The sequence below is a fragment of the Leifsonia sp. LS1 genome (genome assembly GCF_020521355.1).
Lineage (GTDB): Bacteria > Actinomycetota > Actinomycetes > Actinomycetales > Microbacteriaceae > Leifsonia.
On sequence record NZ_BPER01000001.1, the window covers coordinates 272,507 to 291,858 of the forward strand.

Annotated in this window: 20 protein-coding genes; 15 read left to right on the forward strand and 5 right to left on the reverse strand. The window is 70.3% G+C overall.

The features are described from left to right. Positions 1-85: 85 nt before the first annotated feature. Together LLS1_RS01395 and LLS1_RS01400 are read left to right on the forward strand one after the other, a co-directional pair. On the forward strand, positions 86-2,950 hold the full coding sequence (locus LLS1_RS01395; RefSeq protein WP_226653266.1) for a hypothetical protein: 2,865 nt from the start codon (positions 86-88) through the stop codon (positions 2,948-2,950). Between the two features lie 86 nt (positions 2,951-3,036). Then, positions 3,037-5,283, forward strand: coding sequence for a glycoside hydrolase family 3 C-terminal domain-containing protein (locus tag LLS1_RS01400; RefSeq protein WP_226653267.1), 2,247 nt, complete (start codon positions 3,037-3,039; stop codon positions 5,281-5,283). An 81-nt stretch (positions 5,284-5,364) separates the two neighbouring features. On the opposite strand, the gene LLS1_RS01405 is transcribed toward LLS1_RS01400, so the two are convergent. Continuing rightward, positions 5,365-6,351, reverse strand: a complete 987-nt coding sequence (locus LLS1_RS01405; protein ID WP_226653268.1) for a hypothetical protein — start codon at positions 6,349-6,351, stop codon at positions 5,365-5,367. A gap of 235 nt (positions 6,352-6,586) precedes the next feature. Between LLS1_RS01405 and LLS1_RS01410 the strand changes: the two genes are divergently transcribed. Both LLS1_RS01410 and LLS1_RS01415 read left to right on the forward strand, forming a co-directional pair. Next, positions 6,587-6,799 carry a hypothetical protein gene (locus LLS1_RS01410; RefSeq protein ID WP_226653269.1) on the forward strand — a complete coding sequence of 71 codons (213 nt, stop codon included), beginning with the start codon at positions 6,587-6,589 and terminating at the stop codon, positions 6,797-6,799. Further along, on the forward strand, positions 6,796-7,128 hold the full coding sequence (locus LLS1_RS01415) for a hypothetical protein (RefSeq protein WP_226653270.1): 333 nt from the start codon (positions 6,796-6,798) through the stop codon (positions 7,126-7,128). Before LLS1_RS01410 ends, LLS1_RS01415 begins: the two co-directional genes overlap by 4 nt. Before the next feature lie 86 nt (positions 7,129-7,214). On the opposite strand, the gene LLS1_RS01420 is transcribed toward LLS1_RS01415, so the two are convergent. From LLS1_RS01420 to LLS1_RS01430, 3 genes are all read right to left on the reverse strand, one after another. Continuing rightward, the gene (locus tag LLS1_RS01420; protein WP_226653271.1) at positions 7,215-7,412 is read right to left on the reverse strand and encodes a hypothetical protein; all 198 of its coding nucleotides are present in this window, start codon (positions 7,410-7,412) and stop codon (positions 7,215-7,217) included. Positions 7,413-7,480: 68 nt separating this feature from the next. After that, complete coding sequence (locus LLS1_RS01425; RefSeq protein WP_223358551.1) at positions 7,481-7,786, reverse strand: hypothetical protein; 306 nt, start codon at positions 7,784-7,786, stop codon at positions 7,481-7,483. Positions 7,787-7,888: 102 nt separating this feature from the next. Then, a complete protein-coding gene (locus tag LLS1_RS01430) occupies positions 7,889-8,101 on the reverse strand; it encodes a hypothetical protein (RefSeq protein ID WP_226653272.1) in 213 nt (70 codons plus the stop codon). 144 nt (positions 8,102-8,245) lie between these two features. On the opposite strand from LLS1_RS01430, the gene LLS1_RS01435 reads away from it, so the two are divergent. Next, complete coding sequence (locus LLS1_RS01435; RefSeq protein ID WP_226653273.1) at positions 8,246-9,172, forward strand: phosphodiesterase; 927 nt, start codon at positions 8,246-8,248, stop codon at positions 9,170-9,172. Here LLS1_RS01435 and LLS1_RS01440 read toward each other — a convergent pair. Further along, complete coding sequence (locus tag LLS1_RS01440; protein ID WP_226653274.1) at positions 9,156-10,823, reverse strand: stealth family protein; 1,668 nt, start codon at positions 10,821-10,823, stop codon at positions 9,156-9,158. The genes LLS1_RS01435 and LLS1_RS01440 overlap by 17 nt on opposite strands. A gap of 75 nt (positions 10,824-10,898) precedes the next feature. On the opposite strand from LLS1_RS01440, the gene LLS1_RS01445 reads away from it, so the two are divergent. The 10 genes from LLS1_RS01445 (at position 10,899) to LLS1_RS01490 (ending at position 19,306) form a co-directional block, all read left to right on the forward strand. Next, complete coding sequence (locus LLS1_RS01445; RefSeq protein ID WP_226653275.1) at positions 10,899-11,660, forward strand: alpha/beta fold hydrolase; 762 nt, start codon at positions 10,899-10,901, stop codon at positions 11,658-11,660. A gap of 198 nt (positions 11,661-11,858) precedes the next feature. After that, a complete protein-coding gene (locus LLS1_RS01450; RefSeq protein WP_226653276.1) occupies positions 11,859-12,632 on the forward strand; it encodes a hypothetical protein in 774 nt (257 codons plus the stop codon). 82 nt (positions 12,633-12,714) lie between these two features. After that, positions 12,715-13,374 (forward strand): hypothetical protein, encoded by a 660-nt coding sequence (locus tag LLS1_RS01455; RefSeq protein WP_226653277.1) that lies wholly within the window; start codon positions 12,715-12,717, stop codon positions 13,372-13,374. An 81-nt stretch (positions 13,375-13,455) separates the two neighbouring features. Then, on the forward strand, positions 13,456-14,103 hold the full coding sequence (locus LLS1_RS01460) for a hypothetical protein (RefSeq protein WP_226653278.1): 648 nt from the start codon (positions 13,456-13,458) through the stop codon (positions 14,101-14,103). A gap of 14 nt (positions 14,104-14,117) precedes the next feature. Then, positions 14,118-14,684 carry a hypothetical protein gene (locus LLS1_RS01465; protein ID WP_226653279.1) on the forward strand — a complete coding sequence of 189 codons (567 nt, stop codon included), beginning with the start codon at positions 14,118-14,120 and terminating at the stop codon, positions 14,682-14,684. Continuing rightward, positions 14,681-15,331 carry a signal peptidase I gene (locus LLS1_RS01470; RefSeq protein ID WP_226653280.1) on the forward strand — a complete coding sequence of 217 codons (651 nt, stop codon included), beginning with the start codon at positions 14,681-14,683 and terminating at the stop codon, positions 15,329-15,331. The genes LLS1_RS01465 and LLS1_RS01470 overlap by 4 nt, the downstream gene beginning before the upstream one ends. Then, positions 15,328-16,773 (forward strand): hypothetical protein, encoded by a 1,446-nt coding sequence (locus LLS1_RS01475; protein WP_226653281.1) that lies wholly within the window; start codon positions 15,328-15,330, stop codon positions 16,771-16,773. Before LLS1_RS01470 ends, LLS1_RS01475 begins: the two co-directional genes overlap by 4 nt. Before the next feature lie 110 nt (positions 16,774-16,883). Then, entirely contained in the window at positions 16,884-18,425 is a 1,542-nt protein-coding gene (locus tag LLS1_RS01480; RefSeq protein ID WP_226653282.1) for a hypothetical protein, read from the forward strand. Next, positions 18,425-18,841 carry an Ig-like domain-containing protein gene (locus LLS1_RS01485; RefSeq protein ID WP_226653283.1) on the forward strand — a complete coding sequence of 139 codons (417 nt, stop codon included), beginning with the start codon at positions 18,425-18,427 and terminating at the stop codon, positions 18,839-18,841. The genes LLS1_RS01480 and LLS1_RS01485 overlap by 1 nt, the downstream gene beginning before the upstream one ends. Positions 18,842-18,970: 129 nt before the next feature. Beyond that, positions 18,971-19,306, forward strand: coding sequence for a hypothetical protein (locus LLS1_RS01490; protein WP_226653284.1), 336 nt, complete (start codon positions 18,971-18,973; stop codon positions 19,304-19,306). Positions 19,307-19,352 lie beyond the last annotated feature (46 nt).

Below are 19,352 nucleotides of genomic sequence, written 5' to 3' on the forward strand. Positions count from 1 at the left end.
CGATTCGGCACGGAATCCCAGGCTGGCCGCACATCGTCGCGGAGCGGTACCCTGCGCGCGCGAGGGTCTGCGCGAGAGGGGTCTCATGGGCTGGTTCAGCACGCTGTTCGGTGCGCGCCGCGGGGGCGCCCCCGAGCAGGACATCCTCGAACTGCGCATCCACGGCATCAAGAACACGCCCCCCGCCGAGATGCTCGGCGTGCCCCCGGGGGAGGTGCGGCCGGATCAGGCGGATGAGAACGGCGGCTTCTTCGTGCCGACCGTCGACCCTGTCGACCCGACCGATCCGGCGTACCCGCCGAGCCGTATCCGCCGCGAGGGGTACTCCTGGGGACTCATGGCCCGGTACGGCGGCGGCGCGCTCGTCGTCGTCGGGCAGTTCTTCGTCCAGCTCGCGTGGTTGCTCATCCTGCCCTTCGGGCTGTGCAACACCGCGTACTGGACGCGCCGCATCCCCCGGCAGACCGTGGCCGGAGAGTGGCGGGCCGGGCGCGGCGCAGCCTCACTCCGCGTCTTCGCACTCTGCCTGACCCTGCTCTACGTCTGCGCCCTGGCCTCGGTGGCGCTCGACCTCATCGGCTCGCAGTGCCTGGCCGGCACCGCCTCCTGCCCGTCGATGCCGGGCTGGCTGAACGACTTCTTCGCCCTGCCCGATTTCGACCGCCGGGGAATCCGGCTGGCGATGCTCTCCCTCGTGCCGGTGCTGGGAGTCGTCGTGCTGCTGGTGGTCTCGCACACGGCGCGCACACGCTACGAGGCCGGGATCTTCGGCACGGTCGACAAGATGCGCCACGCGGAGGAGCGCGGCGGCGCGGCGGCGGCCGATCCGAACGGCCGCACGCCGCTGGCGACGGAGGGGTTCTGGGGGATGACGAGGGTCAGGCTCCCCTCCGAACTGCTGCACCTCGCCGGCTCCCTCTTCCTCGTGAGCATCCTGCTCGGCTGGGACGACGTGTTCGCGGCGTGCTCTCGCGGCAGCAGTCGCATCCCGGCGGCGTGCTGGGGCGGGGAGCCCGCTCCGCTCGCCCGATGGTGGGTGTCGGCGGCCGTCCTCGCGGCGATCGTCGGTCTCGTGGTCGCGATCGCCCGTGTCATGGCCGACACCGACACGGTGACCAGGCCGTCGCGGACCGTCTCGACCGCCGCGCGCCGCAATCTCGTCCGCCGCAGGCTGCGGCTCCGGGAGAGGTGGGCGGGATGGACGCTCCTCGTGTCCGTCGCCGTCTACGTCGTGGTGTTCGTGGCGGTCGCGGTGCCCGACCCGCACCTGAACTACGCGCGCATCCCGTTCCTCGGACTGGTGATCTCCCCCGCCATCGTGACGGGCGTGCTGCTGGCGATCGCACTCTCCGCCCTCGGCTGGCGGAGGCTCCCGGAGTGGCCGAGGTCCGCGGCGCGCGTGCGCGAGTGGTTTCCGGCGGTCGCCTGCATCGCGCTCGTGGTGGTCGCCGGGCTCGCGGTGGCGCTCGCGGTGCTCCTCACCCCGGACGGGAGTCCGCCGGAGCCGCCCTCGATCATCGCCTACTCGGTGAGCCTCGGCGCCCTCGTGCTGCTCGCGCTGGTCATCGCCTTCCAGCCGTCCCGGGCCCGGCGACGGGAGGTGCTCCGCTACGAAGGCTGGGGCGGCACCGGCCCGGGCGTCGTCCTGCTGCTCTCGCTGGGAGGCGCGATGCTGCTCTCGACGCTGGTGGTGCTCGGGGCGCAGTGCTGGCTCAGCTCTCCCGGCGCGGTCCCGATCTGCCCGCTCTCGCCGGGGGACGCGGCCCTGATCACCCCCGGTGCGTACCGCAACTTCGGCAGCACGGTCCCGGTGCTCGCCGTCCTTCTCCTCCTGCTCGTGGCCGTCGTCGCGGTGGCACGGATGCGCACCACGCCCCAGTTCACGACACCGCGGACCGAGGGCGGCCGTCCGCTGCTCGCGCCGCTGCGCAGCTACCGCGACGGGCACGTGCCTCTGACGACGACCTCCGGCAAGCTCACCACCCGGATGCTGCACGCCCGCCGGTTCGCCGGGCTGTTCCACCGCGGCGAGCCGATCCTCGGTGCCCTCGCGGGTCTCCTCGCCGTCGGCTGCGTGGTGGCGGTGTCGTTCCCGGACACCTGGCGCCCGACCGCGCTGCTCGACTTCGCGCTGCCCGCGCTCGGGCTGATCGCGGTGTCCGCCATCGTCACCATCGCCGAGAACGCCATCGCCACGAAGGAGCGGCCGATCGGGGTGATGTGGGACCTGATGTGCTTCCTGCCGCGGGCCGGCCATCCCTATGGCCCGCCGTGCTACGCCGAGCGCGTCATCCCGGAGCTGCGCGGCCGCATCGTCGCGTGGCTCGAGACGGATCTGCTGGCGGGCAGGATCGTCGACGGTCGCGACACGCGCTCCGAGCTCGAGAGGGCCGACGACGAGCTCGCCGCGCTCGGCACGCCGCAGCGGCGCAAGGTCATCCTGAGCGCGCACAGCCTCGGCGGAGTGCTCGCGGTCTCGTGCCTCTTCACGCTGGGGGCCGACACGTCGGGCGGCCTGCGCAACGTCGGCCTCCTCACCTACGGCACCCAGCTGCGGGCGTTCTTCGGCCGTTTCTTCCCCGAGCTGTTCGGCGGCGAGGTCCTGGGAGTGCGCAGGAGCGCCGGGCCATCGCTGTGGAGCGCCGACCCGTGGCTGCGGCAGGTCAATCGCGACCAGGCCGACCCTCCGGTCGAGCGGCCGGGGGACGGCCCGGAGCCGACGCTCCGCGAGCTGCTCACCCAGCCGGACGGCGAGATCGCGTGGATCAACCTCTGGCGCCGGACGGACTATCTCGGCTTCCCCGACGACTCCTACGACGACAACGACATCGACCGCGGCGCCGACGAGTTCGGGCCCGCCCGCTACCTGGTCAAGGTGGCGACGCATCCCGGGTATCCCGCGTCGGCGCAGTACATGACGGCTCTGCGGGATCTCTCCCGGCGCCTCTGACGTGAAGTCCCTGAGAACCCTTCCGCCCTTAAAACCGAGTGATGTAAGGTATTGTCACCGCTCGCCGACCACATCGAAGGAGAACCATGGTCGACCGTCTCGTCCGCGCACCCGAACTGACCACTGAGGAGAAGGCGTCGATCACCTCCGGCGCGAGCTTCTGGGAGACCGAAGCGGTGCAGCGCGTCGGCATCCCCTCCATCTACCTGACCGACGGCCCGCACGGCGTGCGCAAGCAGAGCCAGGGCGGCGACCACCTCGGCATCGGCGACAGCGTGCCCGCCACCTGCTTCCCGCCCGCCGTCGCACTCGGCTCCTCGTGGGACGCCGACCTGCTGGAACGCGTCGGCCGCGCCCTCGGCGAGGAGGCCAAGGCCGAAGGCGTCAGCGTGCTGCTCGGCCCGGGCATCAACATCAAGCGCTCGCCGCTGTGCGGCCGCAACTTCGAGTACCTCTCCGAGGACCCGATCATCAGCGGGCGTCTCGGCGCGGCCCTGGTGCGCGGCCTCCAGTCGCAGGGCGTCGGCGCCTCCCTCAAGCACTTCGCCGCCAACAACCAGGAGACCGACCGGATGCGCGTGAGCGCCGACGTCGACGAGCGCCCGCTGCGCGAGATCTACCTGCGCGGGTTCCAGCGCGTCGTCCAGGATGCACAGCCCTGGACGGTCATGTGCTCCTACAACCGCATCAACGGCGTCTACGCCAGCGAGGACCCGTGGCTGCTCACGACGGTGCTGCGCGACGAGTGGGGCTTCGACGGCCTCGTCGTCTCCGACTGGGGTGCGGTCAACGACCGGGTCTCGGCGCTCATCGCCGGCCTCGACCTCGAGATGCCCTCGACGGGCGGCTCGACGGACGCGCAGCTCGTCGCCGCCGTGCGCGACGGCTCGCTCGACGAGGCGGTGCTCGAGACCGGCGCGCAGCGCGTCATCGACCTCGTGCAGAAGTCGGTGGACAACCTCGATCCCGAGGCGACCTACGACGTGGATGCGCACCACGCGCTCGCCCGAGAGGTCGCCGGCCGCAGCATCGTGCTCCTCAAGAACGACGGTGTGCTGCCGCTCGCGGCCTCAGCGGGGCGCCGCATCGCCGTGATCGGCGAGTTCGCCCGCACTCCGCGCTACCAGGGCGCCGGCTCGTCGCAGATCGTCCCGACCCGCCTCGACAACGCGCTCGACGAGATCCGCGCGCTCGCCGGTGACGCCGAGGTCTCCTTCGCCGCCGGCTACGCGCTCGGCAGTGAGGGCGACATCGCCTCCCTGACGGCGGAGGCCGTCGCCGCGGCGACCTCGGCCGACGACGTCCTGCTCTTCCTCGGTCTCCCCGGCGAGGACGAGTCCGAGGGCTTCGACCGCGAGCACATCGAGCTTCCCACCGCACAGACCGCACTGCTGGAGGCGGTGCTCGCCGCCAACCCGCGCGTCGCCGTCGTGCTCTCCAACGGTGGCGCGGTGCGGGTCTCGGGATGGGCCGACCGCGTTCCCGCGATCGTCGAGGGCTGGCTGCTCGGCCAGGCCGGCGGCGGCGCGATCGCCGACGTGCTCTTCGGTGTCGTGAACCCGTCCGGCCGCCTGGCCGAGACGCTGCTGCTGCGCCTCGAAGACTCCGCCGTGTCGCTCAACTTCCCGGGCGAGAAGGGGCACGTCCGCTACGGTGAGGGCCTGTTCGTCGGCTACCGCGATGTCGACGCGCGCGAGGTCGCCGTGAGCTTCCCGTTCGGGCATGGCCTCTCGTACACGACCTTCGACTTCGGGGCCCCTGCCGTGGAGGCCACGGCCGAAGGTGGCATCCGCGTCACGGTCGACATCTCCAACAGCGGCGCCCGCGACGGCCGGGAGGTCGTGCAGGTCTACGTCGCGCTCCCGGGCTCGGCGGTCACCCGCCCCATCCGCGAGCTGAAGGGCTTCGCGAACGTCGCCGTCGCCGCCGGTGAGACCGAGACCGTCGTCATCGAGATCCCCGCCGACGATCTGGCGTACTACGACATCGACCTCGGCGGCTGGATCGTCGAGGGCGGCGACTACGAGGTGTCGGTCGGCGCCTCCTCCCGCGACCTGCGCGGCACCGTCACCCTCGCGCTCGCCGGCGACGGCACGTCTGTCCCGCTGTCCGCCGAGTCGACGCTCGGCGAGTGGCTCGACCACCCGGTCGGCTCCCAGCTGCTCGGCGCCGCGCTCGCCCAGTCGGGCGACGCCGCCATCTCGGGCCTGCTCGCCGACCCCGGGATGCGGCGCATGGCCGAGGCCATCCCCCTCGTGCGCGCCGCCGCCCTCTCGGGCAACGCCATCACGAGCGACCAGCTCGACCAGCTGGTCGCCGCGGCGAACGCCTAGAGCCGGGCCGGGATCGTCGGTCCGCGGGAGCGCGGGAGGCAGCGGACCCTTCGCGCATCCCCCCCCGGTGAGGCGCTGAGCCTACGCCGGGGGCGGTTGCAGGGTGGAGGCGACCGTGGGGATGCCACGGGTGCGGGCTTCGGCGAGCGGGTCGCCGAAGCCGCCGAACTGCACCCCTGCGCCACGCCCGAGTCCGGCGGGCGCCCGATCGATCGGATACACCTCGAGTTCGACGGACTCGCGTCCGCTCAAAACGACCCGGCCGTCGAGCGTGTCGACGTCCTCCCACCGGAACCTCGACAAGCCCCCGCCCTGCCAGTCGGGGCCGACGAGGCGGTGGTCCAGTCGCAGACGGTCGCCGTCGGCGATGTCGTGGGGGAAGACCCCGGTACCGGCGACGAGCGCATCCGCACGATTCCAGCAGTGGGCGGGCACGGCACGGATGAGACGGTCGAGTGTGGTCACGCGGTCGCGGATCGCGGCGGCATCCCACGGCTCGAACCCGTAGGCGAGGATGACGCCGGCGCGGATGACGATCGCGGAGCAGGGCGCCGCCGCCTCCAGTGCGGCCATGAAATCCGCTGTCAGCACGTCGGAAGCGAAGGCCGGCAGGAACCCCTCGGCGGACCATCGCGCCCCCGCCTCCCCGGGCGCGGTCGCCGCCGGGAGCCGGATGCCGGCGTCGTCCTGGGTGCCGCTGCGGTCGACGAGACGGATCTCGGGCAGTGCAGCGGGAAGCGGGGACCAGACGATCGTCGTCTCCGTGAGGTGACCGAATACCGTCCCGTCGTTGGTGGTGCCACGGGCATACCCCGCCAGGCGGCCGGCGACGAAGGTCCGGTCGCCGACGGTTCCGCTGACGCCGTCGGCGAGCCCGACCGTCCAGACGGGCTGGATGCCGTTCGTCCAGGGCAGGCCTGCGCGACGTGTGCCGCGCAGCGCCGCCTCGCAGATCTCCTGCGGTGGCGGCGGGGTCGGGCCCTGCCAGACCCACCCGGCCGCCTGGGCGTCACGCGCGAGCGACGCGCGCGCCGCTGCCGCCTGCTTCTTCCTACTACCGTCGAACATCACGCGGTCACCTTATCCTCGCCATCGATGACGATGCTCAGGAAGACTTCACCAGCGCCGGCTCGGCATCGGCGATGAGCAACCGGAATCCCGACCCGCCACCGAGGCTCTCGGCCCGGCGAGGCTCTCGGCGATCAGTCGCGATGTTCATCAGACACGGCGCAAACCTACGCCGCTCCTCCGACTCGGTGAACCCCCTTGCGAGAGCGAGGGGGTTCGGCGTTTCGTGGGCGTCATGAGCGATCCGACGGAGCAGGAACCGATCGTCGGCCATGACCCCACCAACGGACTGGCCGGCGATCTCGAGGGCGACGACGGCGGCTCCGCGGAGCCGACCGCCGACCAGAACGTGATTCAGGAGGTCGTTCGCGACCTCGACCGCGACCGGGTGGACGATGCATCCGATGACGAAGCGGTCACTCCGTACAGCGAGGAGGGCACGCCATGAGCGACACCAGCGGACTGCAGAACGCCGACGCCGAGGGGGTGCCCGCGGAGGAGCGCCCCGAGCGCTTCGAGGCCCGCTCCACCGCCGATGCCGCCGATGCCGCCGATGCCCAGGCGGCCGAACCGCCGGAGACCGCGCCCGGCGAGGACGGTACGTCGGACGACGTCAGTGAGCCCGGCGAGACCGGTGTGTCTCCCGAGGGTGCGCAAGACGTCACGACCGCAGACACCACGGGAGGGGACGCGGCCGAGCCTCCGCCCGCCGACTTCGACCCGGCGCAGCAGCCGTCCAACCCCGATCTCGTGCAGAACACCGAGCCTCCGGACTGATCCGCGCACCACTCCGGCCGCCGAGGCGGCCGAAAATCGCACGAATCGCGCCGAGGCGGCGCAGAATCAGCCGTCTCGGCGCGCGCCTACGACCGTTCGCGGGACGACAGGAACCAGCCGGTCCCGACGATGAGTCCGCCGATCAGCAGGCCGACACCGACGGTCAGGACCGAGATCGTGCCGCCCGCCCGCGGCACGATGAGCCCGACGACGAAGAGCAGCGCGCCGACGTTGAGGAGCACCGCGGCGATCCAGCCGAGTGTCCTGCGCAGCGCCGCGTTCATCCCGGGTATCGTACTCGCCGCACCTGCCCGCGGGCTGACCGTGATCGGCGGGAGTGCGCGTGGAGCGATCAGGAGCCCCCGAGGTTGCCGGTGCCCGACGGCTCGGCGTCCGCGTCGATCGCCTCGTTGATGATCGACGACACGAGCGTCTTCCAGTCCGACCCCTCGCGCAGCGTCTCCGTCTGCCCGGGCGGGACCGTGCCGAAGACCGGCTCGTGCTCCTCGCCCTCCGGTGCGACCCGCACCAGCGTCCCGAGTTCGGCGTGAGACTCGTCCAGCACCACCCACACCCCCGGCGCCTTCTTCTCGACGTGGAAGACGCGCTCCCGGTACGGGAAGCGGACGCTGGACATCTCGAGCTCACTGGCGGACATGCTGCCCCCTTCGTCGGTTGCCGTTCTCTCAGCATCCAACGCCTGCGAGGGCTGCCTTGGCAAGACGCGCCCCGCCGCAGGAGGTCGGCCCGAGGGGCGCGATCAGTTGAAGATCGCCCACTCTTCCCGGCTGATCCGGGTCGGCTCCCCGTCGAGGACGACGTGCCAGCTGGTGTCGTCCCGGTGGAGATACTCGGCGAGGAGGGTGGTGTACGTCCACTCGTCCGCGTCCTTCGTCCAGCGGATCAGCGAGATGAGCTGACCCTGGCGCAGGGAGGGCACGGCGATGTACTCATCGTGCGTGGTGGTGCTCATGGCTGCATGCTAGCCCGAGGCGCGAACAGCTGGACAGAGCATGAAATGAAGAAGATCGCGTTCCACTGCCCCTTTCGGGGGTCAGGGAATCGCCACGCCGCGCGCGTTCACGGCTCGTTCAGGCTGGGGTGGTGGACTGTGCGCGTGAAGACGCGAATCGCGGAGTACCCGCGGCCCGACCACTTCCTGCTGCACATCAGCGACACCCACCTGCTCGCAGGTGGGGAGCGCCTCTATGGCTCGGTCGACAGCGACGCCCACCTGCGCGCCCTGCTGGCCGAGGTGGAGGCGTCAGGAGGCCGCCCAGAGGCGATCGTGTTCACGGGCGATCTCGCCGACCGCGGCCAGCCCGGCGCCTACGCGCGGCTGCGGGAGCTCGTCGAGCCCGTGGCCGAACGGCTCGGCTCCCGGATCGTCTGGGTGATGGGCAATCACGACGACCGCGGAGCCTTCCGGTCGGGGCTGCGCGGCGATGCGCCCACCGGCGAGCCGGTCGACGAGGTGCACTGGATCGGCGGCCTGCGGATCATCGTGCTCGACTCGAGCGTCCCCGGTCACCACTACGGAGACGTGAGCGAGTCGCAGCTCGATTGGCTGGCCGCCGAGCTGGCGACCACCGCCCCCGAAGGCACCATCCTCGCCATGCATCACCCGCCCGTGCCGAGCGTCCTCGACCTCGCCGTCTCCGTGGAGCTGCGGGACCAGGCGCAGCTGGCGGAGGTGCTCGAGGGCAGCGACGTCCGCAGCATCCTCGCCGGGCACCTCCACTATTCGTCCACGGCGACGTTCGCGGGCATCCCCGTCTCCGTCGCGTCGGCGAGCTGCTACACGCAGGACCTCAACGTCCCGGTCGGCGGCACCAAAGGTCGCGACGGTGCGCTCGCATTCAACCTCGTGCACGTGTACCCGACGACCGTGCTGCATTCCGTGGTCCCGCTCGGCCAGTACCCGACTCTCGACTACATCGACGCGGAGGAGTCGGCACGCCGACTCGCCGCTGACGGCATCCGCATCCCGCCGGCGCGCCCGCGCCTGGACGCGCCGACCGAGCCGGTCACGCTCCCGGTGTGATCGCCTGCGGCGCCGTGATCTCCTGCGGCCCCGTGACCTCCTGCGGAGCCCTGACCTCCTGCGGCGCCCTGACCTCCCATGGCGCCGCGAACGGGAAGTAGCGCTCGAGGAAGTCGGTCACGACGCGGGTGCGCACCTCCGCCGGGATCTCGGGCTTCGACCCGTCGTTCAGGCAGAACATGTCCTGGTCGCGGCGTTTCAGCAGCCGTTTCATCATCTCGGGCGCCTGCCGCAGCGTCGTCTCGATGTAGAGCACGCGCGCCTGCGTCTGCGTGACCGCGCGGCCCGACATCAGCGCGTAGTAGTGATACAGAGAGTTCGTGACCGAGATGTCGGTCGCCGAGCGGAACGGGCTGGCCGCGGTGCGCCGGAACTCCTCGGCGAACTCCCGCTCCATCTCCTGCAGCACGTCGACCCGCAGCGGAGCCGCGCAGTGTTCCAGGTGCCGCGTCGTGACGGCGCCGAAGCGCTCCCAGAGCAGGCGGCGGTTCACCCGGGCGGCGTTCTCGAAGCCGCTCCGCGCCGGGTCCGACTCGCCGAGCCCGATGCGGGTGCCCGCCTCGACGAACTTCGTGATGCCACCGGGCGAGAAGAACACGTCGGGGGAGATCGGCCGGCCGAAGAACATGTCGTCGTTCGAGTACAGGAAGTGCTGCGAGATGCCCGGGATGTGGTGCAGCTGGGCCTCCACCGCGTGCGAGTTGTGCGTGGGGAGGGTGGAGGTGTCGGCGAAGAAGTCCTCGCTCCGCATGATGTGGATGCGCGGATGCTCCGCGTCGAGCCATGCGGGCACGGGCGAGTCGGTGGCGATGTAGATGTTGCGCACCCAGGGTGCGAACATGTGGACGCTCCGCAGCGCGTACTTCAGCTCGTCGATCTGCCGGTACCGTGCCTCGTTGTCGTCGCCCTCGCCGACGACGTAGGCGGCCATCTGCGCGGCACGCTGGCGTTGGTACTCGGCGCTCGATCCGTCCACCCACGAGAAGACGATGTCGATGTCGAACGCCACGTCGCTCGCGAGCGGGTCGAACATGTGCTGCAGGGAGCGCCAGCGGCGGCCGTAGAGCTCCACTTCGGCCTCCACGGCCTCGCTGCGGGGCAGGCGCGTGCGCATGAGGGCGTTGGGGCAGGGGGCCTCGATCTCGTCGTCGCCGAAGCGCCAGAGCTCCAGCTGGAAGGCGGTGTCGGAGCCGTAGCGCAGCCGGCCGACCGGTTCGAGGCGCGGGCGGTAGAGGCGCAGGATGTCGGCCTTGCGCCGGGAGAGGCGCCCGTCCGCGATGAGCAACGCCTCATCCCCCGGGCGGCCCTCGGCGTCGATCGGGCGCGCGTAGAACGGCTCTCTCGCGAAGGCGTCGGCGAGCACGGCCTCCAGCTCCTTGCGCCGGCGCCGGTCGACGGCGACGATGAGACGACCGTCGTCTCCGCGCACCAGCAGGAAGTCGAAACCGGCGGCCTCGAGGGCGTCGTGCACCGCCAGCAGGTCCTCGATCATCGACTCGCGCGGTGTGAACGGCCCGGAGACGAGCGTGAAGAGGCCCTTGCGGCGCACGACATCCCCGCGCTCGAAGCGGGTGAGGGACGGGTCGGAGCCGCCGGTGACGACGACGGGCTCGGGCTGGGCGGAGAGGGAGGCGGGCGGATGCTCTGTCATACGCTCCCCACTCTAGGCGGCGGCGACGACAGCGGCAGGGGGTTGCGTTCCGCGCCAGGGGTGTAGCCTTCCCGCGTGATCCCGAACGCGCTGCATCACGAATGGCACGGCGACCCGGACTCGCCGAACCCGCCACTGCTCCTTCTCCACGGCGGGGGCTCGACGATCGCGTCGAACTGGGGGCTGCTGCTGCCGCGACTGGCGCCGACCCGCTCGGTGCTCGCCGTCGAGCTGCAGGGCCACGGCCGCACGGCGACCGGCGACGGCCCTGCCTCGTTCGAGCGCTCGGCCGACGACGTGGCCGCGTTGCTCGCGACGCTGCACTGCGGACCGGTGGACGTGCTCGGGTTCAGCAACGGCGGCCAGGTCGCGCTGCAGCTCGCCGGGCGGCATCCAGCAGCCGTGCGGCGGCTGATCGTGGCGTCGGCGCCGTTCCGCCGCTCCGGGATGGTGGAGGGCTTCTGGGAGGGGCTGGCCGCCGGAACGTTCGACGACCTCCCCGCTCCGTATCGTCGGGCGGACCTGGCTGTGAGCGGAGATCCGGATCACGCACGGAGGATGTTCCACCTCGATCGCGACCTCATGCTCGGGTTCCAGGATTTCCCGGACGAGCTGCTCGACGCCGTCACCGCGACGACCCTGGTGGTCGTGGCCGATCGCGACGTGGTGCGGGTGCAGGAGGGGGTGGAGCTCGCGTCCCGGCTGGCCGACGCGCGGCTGCTCGTCGTCCCCGGGAACCACGGGGACTATCTCGGCGAGGTGCTCGCGTCCGGTGGGGATGACGCGGCACTGCGTCGAGCGCTTCCCTTCCTGGTTGCCCACCTCGACGCGAGATAGTGCTTTTAAGCCTCATTTGACTACGCAGCCCATATATAGGCATTCCGGAGATGCCGCAGTTGGGCCGCTGTAATGGCGTGAGTTCTCCTGCATTGCCGTTCGGCCGGTGCTTGGTTGGTCATGTCCTCGACGATTCCGCATGTCACATGCAGTACAGCCGGGGTCATCCCGAACCGCATCGATCGCCCCGGAGCCCGCATGGAGTCCCTCAGCCGCACACGTCGTGACCTGCGGCGCCGCGCGACCCGCCGTCGTATGCTCGGTGCGCTCTCCGTCTGCGGCGCCCTGGCCGTGGCCGCGACCGCCGCGATCGTCGTTCCCGCCGTCACGGGCACGGTCGCGGCGTACACGGACAACGCGTACCTGAATCTGGGAGCCGGCGGAGGCAAGCCGATCGGGACGGGCGTCTACGATCTCGTGTTCCGGTGGCGGCAGACAGGCGACTGGAGCGTCGGCACGGAGCTCGGCGTGACGTCGTGGATCCAGGCGGACGACGACAGAGGGCAGGAACTCACCCTTCCCGCCGGAGCGTGCCCCCTTCCTCTGCGTCCGCAGTCCGATGCCTCGGGATCAAGCGCGTGCCGCATAGAGATCCATGTCGCCAACCGTAGTCCCGGTATCGCATCCACGCTGCAGGTGCGCGTCGATGCCGCACCCGGATCGGATGCGACGGCGGCCTCGGCGCTCAAGTACTCGGTGTACTCCGCCTTCCCCGCATCCGACAACGCGTCCGATCGACGCCTCGAGGCCTCCGTCCGATCGATCGGCGATGTCGTGCCGATCCGGGGTGCAGACGCCGGCCGTCCGCCACTTGCGCCCGGTCCCGCGGTCATGGGGGTCCCCGTGGTCGGGGGTCGTCTCGAGTTCGTCTTCTACCTCTCCGACCGGGGCGCCGCGCTCAACGCGGCGGTCGTCGGCAAACCCGTGAGCCTGCAGATCAAGCTTCACGGCCGATCCGTTGTCTCGCCCTAGCGAGCCACCCACACACGTCCGCGACAAGCAGCGGTACGGGTGCTCCCACCCCGGGACGCACCGAACTCACGAAAGGAACATTGTGCAGAAGACCAAGCACAACGGTCGCCGCCGGGCGATCATCGCGGGCGGTGCCCTCCTGGGCGTCGCGGCCCTCACCACGGCTGCGTTCTACACCGACAATGCCTTCCTCAACCTCGGCGGTGCCGGAGCGGGCAACGGCGGGTTCTCCACGGAAGGCAGCTTCAACATCCTCGTGGTCGACACCAACGCGGACTTCACCCCGAAGGCCGAGACGTTCGCCGCGGCCAATACGAACGACTACTGGCAGGAGGCCAACGACCCGGACGGCGTGTCGATCGCCATCGTCGGGTCGGATCGTCTCATCCCGGGCGACCCCATCAAGAGTGTCAACATCCCGTTCAAGAACGACAGCGAGCGCTCGGGCGCAAAGCTCGATGTGACGCTGGTGGACCGTGCGACCGGCGGCGCGGACACCACGCTGCGCGACAAGCTCCGTTTCACGGTCTCGCTGAACGGCGCGGTCCTCCCGGGCCTCAGCAATGTCAGCTACAGCGCGGTGTCGTCCGCGATCATGGGCAGCACCGTGCCGGCCGGTCAGGGTGGAGTGCTCACCATCGGCGTGACGGTTCCCGACCAGGGGACCGAGGCGGCCAACAACGCGCTGGCGGGCAAGACTGCGGCCATCCAGGCCAAGATCCACGCCCAGTCGATCGACTAAGCGCCGCGACTCCGACGGCGGGCCGGACTCGCTCCGGCCCGCCGCTCCCCTCCAGACCGCACACGTCGAATGGAACAGCGAGTGACCTCCCCCTCCCCGTCCGCGCGCGTCGTTGCGCTCCGCGGCCGTAAACGTGCTCTCCTCAGCGTGGGCGCCCTGCTCGGCATCGGCGCTCTGTGCACCACCGCCGCGCTCACCGACTCCTCGTCCGTGCTGACCCACCTCGACGGGCGTAGCAACTACGTCGCCCTCCAGACTTCGGCGGCCGAAGCCGACACCGAGCTCCCGGTCTGGCCGAGCGAAGCCGAGAACGCCTCGTTCACTCTCGACCTGGGCGGCGACCGGCTCCTCGAGCCCGGCGTTTCGCACACCTTCCGGATGGCGGTCCGCAACGCGAGCCCCCGGCTCGCCACCGACGTCACGATGGCGATCACTCGGCCCGCCTCAGAAGCCGCCGATGACGGAGACTCCCTGCGCCTCTTCCAGGCCTTGCGGTTCACCGTGCGCGAGGGCGGTGCGGTCGTGATCGACCAAGCCGGCGCCGCCACGGTGGCCGAGCTCACCCGCCGCCTGCCCGACAGCGTCGACTCCGGAGGCGTCCGACTGTTCGAGATCGATGTGACTCTTCCCGCGGACGCTGCCGACGATCTGGCCGGCCTGCGCACCGCCGTGCAGGTCGCCTTCACCGGAACGAGCACCAATCCCGCCGCCCGATCGGCCTTCGAATGAACAGGAACGTCGCGATGCGCTTCATCTCTCGTGTACTGCTCGGGCTCGGGGTCGGCGCTGCTGCCCTCGCGCTTCCGTCGGCGGCGCACGCCACCGACCCCCTGCTTTCGGTCGAGAGCACGACGGTCACCATCCAGTCGCCCGCGCCGGGCGAGACCTGGTCGCAGACCTACTCGACCCGAAACGTGAGCGGGTCGCCCGTGCGCGTGAGCGTCGCCGTCACGGACCGGAGCGGCCGCATCTGGGAGGGACCGCACCCGGTCACGGTGTCGCACGGCGACACCGTGGTGGGCGAGGGGTCGATCGATCTCGGTTCGGTCGACTCGGGCGACAGCGCCCGTGTCACACTCGACTTCGCCCAGTCACACGACGCGGGCAACGAGTACGCCCGTCACAGCGGCGACCTCACCGTCGTGTTCACTGCGGTCGCCGAGGGGGCGAGCGAACCGGGGGACGGCGACCTCGCCCGCACCGGCGGAACCATCGCGACCGCCGCAATCGGTGTGGCAGTCGTGCTGCTCGCTGGCGGCGTGCTCGTGCTCGCGTTCTCCCGGCGGCGTTCGGAAGCCCGGCGAGGATGAGCCTCGGCTGGCGGATCTATGCGGTCGCCCGAAACATTCTCCTCACGGTCGGCGCGGTCGTCGGCGCCGCGTGCGTGGTGATCGTCGCGATCGGCCTGTTCCTCGGTGCCAAACCGGCGATCGTGATCTCGGGCTCGATGGAGCCGACCATCCCCGTGGGCGCGATGACTTTCTCGCTAGACCGGGCTGCGGTCGACCTCAAGGTCGGGGACGTCGTGATGGTCGACCGTCCAAACGACGAGGGACTCGTCACCCACCGCATCGTGTCCCTGGAGAAGTCGGGTGGTCGCATAGCCCTCACACTGCAGGGCGATGCCAATGCCGTGACCGATCCCGAGCCGTACGTCGTGAAGAACGCCGCCGTCGTGGTGTTCACCGTTCCTTACTTGGGCTACGTCGCCGACTTCCTGCAGCGCCAGGGGATCCTCGTCGGCATCGTCCTCGTGTGCCTGATCGGCGCGCTGCTCGTGCTCGACCCCGCGAAGTTCGCGCGACGCCCCGACGAGTCCGGTCCGGTCGGCCAGTCCGATCCGGTGGCCGACAACGCGGCAGACAGCCGAACCCTCGCCGATGAAGCGGGCCCCGACACCGCACCCGAGCCACTGAGATCCGGGCGACGAGCCCTGCGCAAGGAGTCCGCCCGATGAGCAAGCCTTCTCCCGTCCGGCGGCGGCGCCTGAAGCCGGCACTTCTCGGCCTCGGCGGAGTCGCGGTCGTCGCCGCGCTGATCACCGTCGGGGCGACAGGCGCCGATTTCACGGATCGCGGCCAGTTCAACTACCTGGTCACGATGGGGGCGTCGACATCGTCGCCGACCTCCACTCCGACCCAGACACCGACCTCCACGCCGACGCAGACGCCGACGACCCCTCCCGGCTCCGGCAACGGTGTGCCGACCCAGAACTTCTCGAACGTCCACTCGCTGGCGCGCGCCGGCGGAACGCTCTACGGTTGGGCCGGCGGCCAGGCCTCCGGAGTCGGCACGTACTCGGACTCGCTGCAGCAGGTCCGCGTACCCGCGGGGACCACGTTCACGGAGATCGCCCTCGGCCCGAAGCACAACCTCGCCATCGACCAGAACGGCGACATCTGGGGGTGGGGCTACGGGCAGACGGGTGCGCTCGGCTCCTACACCGACCAGCCGACCCCGGTGAAGATCGTCTCGACCGCGACGAAGTACCGCAAGGTCGCGGCCGGCGGGTACATCAACCTCGGCACCGGGCAGAACCAGACCAGCACGAGCTACGCCATCGACACCAACGGCAACCTCTGGAGCTGGGGCGCGTGGAACGGCGGGGCACAGACGAGGTTCCATGTGCTGGGCGATTCGGCCAGCGTCAACCGGAATGCGCCCAAGCAGATCACGACCGGCATCGACTTCGTGGACGTGTCCGTCGGATGGGACAAGAACATGGCCGTCGCTCGCGACGGATCCGTGTACGCCTGGGGCAGCAACCACATGGCAGGGCTCGCCCTCTCGGACACCTACTCGACCTCCGAGGTCGTCACGCCGACGCGATCGCCCTACCTCTCCAACATCGTCAAGGTGGCTATGGGGGGCCGCACCGCCTATGCGCTGGATCGCGACGGCTACGTCTGGTCCTGGGGCTCGAAGAGCGGGACCCAGTCGAACACCACGCTCGGGTTGAATCCGACCACCGCGCAACTCTGCAAGTGGTCGAACCAGTCCGAGCAGAGCACCGCGCTCTCGGCGGTCTGCAAACCGCTCCGGGTCGGACGCGCGGCCGGGCAGGCCCCCTTCACCAACATCTCGGCGGGCGAGTCGCACTTCTACGCGCTCGACGCCAACGGCGCCGTGTGGGCGTGGGGCGGCAACCGCTTCGGCAACACCGGCATCGGAACGACCAGCAATGGGACCTCGGCGCAGGACACGCTCTCGCCGACCAAGGTCGATTTCAGCGTGAAGATCGCGGCTGTGGCCGCCGAATACTTCGGCGGCGTCGCGGTGGATGTGAATGGCGGCGTCTGGGCTTGGGGCCGGACCAACATGAACACCATCAACCTGCTCGGCGACGGCCGCAGCTCGTGGTCGTCGAATGCCCAGACAACCCCCAAGAAGGTGAAGTGATGCGACGCCCCACGGCTCTCAGCTCCCTCCCTGCACTGCTCATCGCAATGGTGCTCGCCCTTATTCCGGCCGCGTCAGCGACGGCAGGAGACATCTATCAAGAAGTGGCGATGTATCGCTGGGGAGACGAGAACGCGACGCAGGTCGCGATCTCCGGCGATCTGATCGCTGTCACTCACGCCAGGACCGTCGACGTGATGCGCGTGGACGAAACGGGGGCGATCCTCAAGGCCGCAGAAGTCCGTGCTCCGGACGGCGCACTCTCTTTCGGCAGCGCGATCGCGCTCGACGAGGCGGGCGGCCGGATGTATATCGGCGCGTACGGGAACTCGCAGGCGTTCGAGTACCTTCTGGACGAATCCGGAGGTTACTGGAGGTGGCACCTGGCACGCACGTTCGTGCCACCCGGCGGCATCAACGCGCGTGGTTTCGGTGAGGCGCTCTTCCTCCGGGGTGATGAGCTCGCGATCGGCGCCTTCGGAGCCGACGGCGGCTCTGGTGCCGTCTTCCTCGTCGACCTCGCCGCGGGAACCGTTCAGCGCGCGGGAGTCACGGGTCTCTACACCGACGCGCTGCTCGGCGACGAGGTGCTGCTGACCGACGACTACCTCATCGCCGGCGCTCATGGCACGCGCAAGAAGAACCCGGCCGGGCAGCGCGTGGAGACCGGCGGCGTCTACGTGTGGGATCGTCACGACCTCTCCGCACCGAAGGCCTTCATCGATCACCCGCTCTGGGACGTACCGGAGAACGAGCGCAAGACGTTCTACAGCGGTGCCACGGGTGGCTCGTCGGGCGGCTTCGGCTATCAGATCGCCGCGACCGAGACGGACCTCTTCGTCTCTTCGCCGGGTGAGATCAGCTACACCGCGGACGACACTGCGGACCCGAACGGCGGAGCCAACAATCCCTCGATCGACAGCGGGACCTCGACGCAGGGCGCGGTCTACCGATTCTCGCTTGCCGACCTGCAGCCGATCGGGTCCAAGATCGTTCCCCCTCCCCACACGAGGAAAGCCGGTCTCAACATGGTCGCCGAAGGGAACGCGCTCCTTCTCTCGGGGCTGACCCGAAACGACGGCTCCCGCGGGCAGATCCAGGTCTACGACATCTCGACCCTCGCGACCTCCTCGTCACCGGGTGACCTGATGCGACAGCAGCCTGAAGCAGTACAGGTCCTGGAAGGGTCCGACGTAGAGCCGGACGACGAGTTCGGTGGCAACATCCTGGCGGGTGCCCTCCGGGTCGAAGGCGGCCGAGCGATCATCGCGAGCAGCGGAGCCGTAGGGAACAAGCCCGGTAAGGCCTACCTCTTCTCCCCGATCATCCCGAACGTCACCGAGTGGCCGATGACCGTCGACGCACCGTCGATCGTGTACGGGCAGGAGGGGCGCATCGCGGCGAGCGTGCCGGGGCTGGGCGTGCCGGTGACCGTCCAGCTCGAACTGAACGGGGAGCAGCACGAGGCCGGGACGGACGCGTCCGGAACGGCGGTCTTCGACTTCGGGCCGGCGGAGCATCCGGCGGGGACCTATCCGGCGGAGGTGTCGTTCGTCGCTCCGGGCGGCCGTGACACGGGAACGGCGACGACCGACTATGTGGTCGCCAAGGCCCCGACCGCCGTGGTGGGCACGAATGTGGAGGTGCGCTGATGATCGCGACGACGCTCACCCGACTCGCGGCGCTGGGACGGTCGGCCGTCGGCCTGTTGATCACGGCGGCAGTCGTGTGCGGGATGCTGCTCGCCGGCGGGTTCGGTCCGGTACAGACGACGGCCGGGTACAACGACAGCGCGTACCTGAACCTCTCGATGAAGGTCATCGATCAGCGCACGGCCGTCATCACCGGCCGGATCGAGGCGCAGTACGGAACCACCCCGACGGGGACGGTGACGCTCGTTCGCGGTGCCGACACGGTGGGGACGGCGACGCTCGACGGCGGTGCGTATCGGTTCGAGCTCGCGGTTCCGATGACCTGGTCGGGCGACGTACAGCTGGACGTCGTCTACGGCGGCGACGCGAACCACGAGCCGAGCCGGGACACGATCACCGTGCGGCTGGGCGCCTGAATCCGCCGCCGCAGCGCGGGCAGCGGCGGAGGAGACGGAGGCGCGTCGGACCCCCGGCGCGCCTCCCGGCATTCTCGGAGCATGACGCGGTAAGATGTCAGATTCGTTTCGAGAATCACGGAGGTTGCCATGAAGACGTTCGTTCGTCGTGTCGGCAAGCTGAGCGCGGACGAGATCGCCCGCCTCGTCGAACTGCAGCTCGCCGCCCAGCGCGGAGGCCGCGCCACCCTGGAGAAGGCCGCGCGCGTCAAGGTCTCGCGCCTCGACGCCGAGCACGACCTCGTCGCAGAGATCGACAGCGCCTTCCTCGAATCCGCCCGGTCGGTCGGCTACGTCGGTGCACGTCAGGCGGCACAGTCCGCCGTGCGCTGGGCGGGATTGGGGGAGGCCTACAAGGATCAGCTGGAACCCGACGAGGTCGAAGCTCTGCAGGCGGTCTGGACCGCGGCGATCGCGAAGCGCTGACACGCATCGCCCCACCGCAGCAGTCCAGGCCCGCACCCAGCGGGCC